The organism is Kineococcus glutinatus (assembly GCF_039542765.1).
Taxonomy (GTDB): Bacteria; Actinomycetota; Actinomycetes; order Actinomycetales; family Kineococcaceae; genus Kineococcus_A; species Kineococcus_A glutinatus.
The window spans coordinates 1-3,047 of sequence record NZ_BAABIL010000828.1; the positions used below are offsets into that span (position 1 = coordinate 1).

At 77.5% G+C, this 3,047-nt stretch carries 3 protein-coding genes; 1 reads left to right on the forward strand and 2 read right to left on the reverse strand.

The features are described 5' to 3' along the window. Positions 1 to 1,165: aldehyde dehydrogenase family protein (locus ABEB16_RS21800; RefSeq protein ID WP_345714264.1), on the forward strand; the 1,165-nt coding region annotated here is incomplete at its 5' end. A 34-nt stretch (positions 1,166 to 1,199) separates the two neighbouring features. Here the strand turns inward: ABEB16_RS21800 and ABEB16_RS21805 are convergent. Next, positions 1,200 to 2,330 carry a PfkB family carbohydrate kinase gene (locus ABEB16_RS21805; protein WP_345714265.1) on the reverse strand — a complete coding sequence of 377 codons (1,131 nt, stop codon included), beginning with the start codon at positions 2,328 to 2,330 and terminating at the stop codon, positions 1,200 to 1,202. A 67-nt stretch (positions 2,331 to 2,397) separates the two neighbouring features. Beyond that, positions 2,398 to 3,047 (reverse strand): MFS transporter (locus ABEB16_RS21810; protein ID WP_345714266.1); only part of this gene is annotated, 650 nt, incomplete at its 5' end.

A 3,047-nucleotide genomic window follows, 5' to 3' on the forward strand; every position in this document is an offset into this window, starting at 1 on the left:
CGTCGCCGCCAAGGCCGCGCTGGAGACGCGCATCGCCGCGCAGGAGTGCTTCGAGGCCGCGGCCCTGCCCACCCACCCGGTGGGGCACGTGCTGGCGTCGACCTCCCCGCAGTGGGCGTTCGCGCGGCGCCGGCCGGTGGGGGTGGTCTCCGTCATCGCCCCCTTCAACTTCCCCCTCATCCTGTCGGTCCGGGCCGTGGCGCCCGCCCTCGCGCTCGGCAACGCCGTGCTGCTCAAGCCGGACCCCCGCACGCCGGTCTGCGGCGGGGTGGCGCTGGTGCGGGTCTTCGAGGAGGCCGGGCTGCCCGAGGGGCTGCTGCACCTGCTGCCCGGCGGTGCCGACGTCGGGGAGGCGGTGGTCACCGCCCCCGAGGTGCGCGTGGTGGCGTTCACCGGCTCCACCGCCGCCGGGCGCAAGGTCGGGGCGCTGGCCGGGCAGCACCTCAAGCGCGCCCACCTGGAGCTCGGCGGCAACAACGCCCTCGTCGTGCTGCCCGGCGCCGACCTGGCCCGCGCGGCCTCCGCCGGCGCGTTCGGCTCCTTCCTGCACCAGGGGCAGATCTGCATGGCCACCGGCCGCCACCTGGTGCACGAGAGCCTGCACGACGACTACGTCGCGGCGCTGGCCGCCAAGGCCGACCACCTGCCCGTCGGGGACCCCGCGGTCGGCGACGTCGCGCTCGGCCCGATCATCGACGAGCGGCAGCTGGCCAACGTCGACCGCATCGTGCGCGGCACCGTCGCGGCGGGCGCCCGGCTGGCGGCGGGCGGCACGCACGAGGGGCTGTTCTACCGGCCCACGGTGCTGGCGGAGGTGGCACCGGCGATGCCGGCGTGGGCGGAGGAGGTCTTCGGTCCGGTGGCGCCCGTCGTGCCGTTCTCCGACGTCGACGAGGCGATCGCCCTGGCGCGGGAGAGCTCCTACGGCCTGTCCCTGGGGATCCTCGGCGACGTGGGGAGCGCGATGCGGGTGGCCGACGCCGTGCCCAGCGGCATCGTGCACGTCAACGAGCAGACGGTGGGCGACGAGGCGCACGCGCCGTTCGGCGGGGTCGGCGACTCCGGCACCGGCTCGCGCGCGGGCGGCGCCGAGGCGAACGTCGAGGCGTTCACCGAGGTGCAGTGGCTCACGGTGCGCCCGGACATCGCCCCCTACCCGTTCTGAGGCGACGGCGCCGGCGGGCCGCGACCGGGCCGGTTCACCCGTGCGCCCGCACCGGCGGCGGCGGCGGGTCCGGCAGGTCGGAGCGGGCCGCCAGGGTGGCCGTGGCCCGGCGCACGGCCGGTGCCCCCGCGGGCGGGACGACGTCGTCGAGGAACGCGTAGCGGCGCGCCAGGTCCGCGGCGCCGGCCGGGCCGCCGCAGGCGCGCTGGCGCACCTGGTGCCACCAGTCGGTGATGTCGCCCCAGCCGGGCGCCGACAGCGACCCGCCGAACTGCTGCACCGACAGGCCGGCGCAGAGGTCGGCGAAGGCGAGGCGGTCGGCGAGCGGCCAGCCGGCGAGGTCGGCGACGAGGAACGCGGCGCCGAAGACGTCCCCCGCGCCGGTGGCGTCCAGCGCCGCGACGGGCAGCCCCGGCACCTCGGCCGTCTCCCCCGTGGTGGCGTCCACGGCCAGCGCACCGGCCGCGCCGCGGGTCACCACGACCACCGGCACGAGGTCCCCGAGCCGGGCCAGCGCCGCGGCCGGGGTGTCGGCGCGCGTGTAGTGCATCGCCTCGACGTGGTTGGGCAGGAACGCGTGGCACTGCGCGAGGCCGCTGAGGACCTCCGCGGACCACTGCCGGCTGGGGTCCCAGCCGACGTCGGCGAAGACGAGGGCCCCGCCCGCGCGCGCGGTGCCCACCCAGGGTTGCGGCTCGGCGCTCAGGTGCACGAAGCAGGAGCGGGACCGGGGCGCGGGACCACAGCCGTCCGCGTGCAGGCCGGCACCGGCCGGCACCGGGGCGGGGTGGCCGTGGGTGACCATCGCCCGGTCCCCGGCGTAGGCCAGCGACACCGTGACGGGCGAGTGCCAGCCGGCCACCCGCCGGGACGCCGACAGGTCGACGCCCTCCTGCTCGGCCAGGGTGCGCCAGGACTCCTCGCCGTAGGCGTCGGTGCTGAAGGTCGCCGCCAGGGAGGTGCGCAGCCCGAGCCGGCTGGCGGCGGTGGCCATGTTCGCGATGCCACCGGGACACGAACCCATGCCCGCCGTCCAGACCTCCGTGCCGGGTTCGGGCAGGTGGTCCAGGCCGGTGAAGACGATGTCGTGGAACACGGTGCCCCGCACGTGCACGTCGAAGGGCGGGTCGCCGGGTGAGCGGAGGGCGGCCAGCGGATCGTGCACGCACAGATCGTGCGCGCTGCCGCGGCGGCGGGGCAACCGGGCCACCCGTCGCCGGGCGGCCCGCCCCTCACCGCGGCCGGGGGCCGGGCCGCACCTCGCGCAGGTCCCCGGCCCGGGTCTCCGGCATGAGCAGCACGACGACCGCGGAGACGGCGACGAGCGCCAGGGCGTAACCGGTGAAGACCCCCGACAGGTCCCGCCCGGCCAGGGCGCTCTGCAGGTACGGCGCCGTCCCGCCGAACAGCGCCACGGCGACGGAGTACGGGACCCCGAAACCGGCGGCCCGGATGCCGGTGGGGAACATCTCGGCGTAGACGGCCGGGCCGATCGCCGCGGGCGCCGCGATGAGCAGCAGCGCGACCGCCATGGCGGCGAACAGCCGCCACGCCTCCTGCCCGATCATCGCGTCCAGCGGCACGAGCAGGGCGGCGAGCAGGCCGGTGCTGGCGAGCAGGACGGGTCTGCGGCCCACCCGGTCCGACAGCGCCCCCCACGCCGGCAGGGCGAGCAGGAAGACGACGTTGGCCGCCGCCCCCGCCCACAGCGCGCCCGCCGCGTCGATGCCGCGCTCGCTGATCGCGAACGCCGGTGCCGCCACCGCCCACACGTAGTAGATGACGGTGGCGCCCATCGTCAGCCCCAGCACGCGCAGCAGCAGGACCGGGTGCGCCAGCACCTCCCGCCACAGCGGCGGCCGCTGCGGCGGGAGGTGCTGGC